This is a genomic window from Elstera litoralis (genome assembly GCF_000963705.1).
GTDB classification, from domain to species: domain Bacteria; phylum Pseudomonadota; class Alphaproteobacteria; order Elsterales; family Elsteraceae; genus Elstera; species Elstera litoralis.
On the sequence record NZ_LAJY01000895.1, the window covers coordinates 1 to 1269 of the forward strand.

Here is a 1269-nt window from a genome sequence, read left to right on the forward strand (position 1 = left end):
CACCCATAAATAACCCCCAGACGCAGAATCTGGGGGTTATTCATGTTTGCAAGCAGGATCTAAGGCGGTCTCCCGGTCTGATCGCAAGACCGGACCTGTGGGCCGACAGAGGCAATGTAGCTCTACAGGCCCCCTCAGCATACGGGCGACTTCAGAGCCTGACAATAGCGTTAGCATCTGAAATATCGGAGGGGCGGCATTTTTTTCCCGTTCCCTCAGAGGGCACAACGCATTACCTTGCTAGCGTCACGGGCAAGGGCTAAGCGGGAAAAATACGCTCTGTCTTACTGCCACGAGACACGCTAGTTCGCAAGTGTTTTGTATGACGCTTGCGGTGTGTTAGTCCGGACTCTGCTAGGGGCGTGCGACAAATGACCATCCCATACTTTGATGCAGCGTATTACTTACGCACAAACAAGGATGTCCAAGCCGCTGTTCTCAGTGGAGGCATTACGGCTGAAGATCATTTCACTAAATTTGGGGCGGCTGAAAAGCGTAACCCGAACGCCTATTTCGATGCGAATTATTATTTAGCTAAATATACGGATGTGGCGGCTTCCGTAACCGCAAAAAAAATTTACCGCCTACGATCATTTTGTGAATAGCGGTATTAAAGAAAGCCGCGATCCAAGTTCGTTCTTCGATACGAATTTTTATCTGAAAAATAACCCCGAAGTTGCGGTTCTCGTGTATCGCGGCGAGATAAAGCCGTTCGAATATTTTGCGCTCGTGGGCAGCACTTTAGGGCAAACGCCGAGCCCTTACTTCAATCAAGCGGCTTATTTGAGCGCAAACCCCGATGTGCGCACGGCGGTTGCGGCTGGGGGCTTCCAGAGCGCCTACGATCATTTCGTAAATTTTGGGATCGCTGAGGGGCGTAATCTCGGTAACGGGATCAATTTATCCGTCTTTAAGGCCGATAAGGTTTTTACGGATGCGATTTTTGCCGGGAAATTTTCGACGGCTTTTGCGCGGGTCGCCCAGATTGCGCCGTTTCTGTCGACCTATACGCTGCCGAGCAATAGCGGCGTCACGGTATCGACGCTGACGGTTCCGACCGATTTCACGCCAGTCGCCGGACAGCTTTTGTATATTCCGGTCGGTTTGGATACGACGGGCAAGACCTTGCCGGGGTATTTCATCAGCGTTAACTCGCCGAAAATTTCCACCTCCGATCCGCTCGACAATACCTCGGGCTTCAATCCTAAGGCCGATCTGTCGATTACCTTTAATAAGGAAGTGCAGCTCGGCACGTCGGGGAATCTGTAT

1 protein-coding gene and 1 pseudogene are annotated in these 1269 nt (G+C 51.4%); both read left to right on the forward strand.

The genetic code is table 11. From position 1 onward, the window contains the following. Nucleotides 1-371 precede the first annotated feature (371 nt). Nucleotides 372-605 (forward strand): hypothetical protein, encoded by a 234-nt coding sequence (locus VZ95_RS24730; RefSeq protein WP_156995496.1) that lies wholly within the window; start codon nt 372-374, stop codon nt 603-605. After that, a pseudogene (locus tag VZ95_RS20600) lies at nt 598-1269 on the forward strand (hypothetical protein); the annotation flags it as partial. The gene VZ95_RS24730 and the pseudogene VZ95_RS20600, both read left to right, overlap by 8 nt.

What these genes read in the sequence shown, in the direction of transcription:
- VZ95_RS24730 (WP_156995496.1), top strand. Translation starts at nt 372, where the DNA reads ATGACCATCCCATACTTTGATGCAGCGTATTACTTACGCACAAACAAG.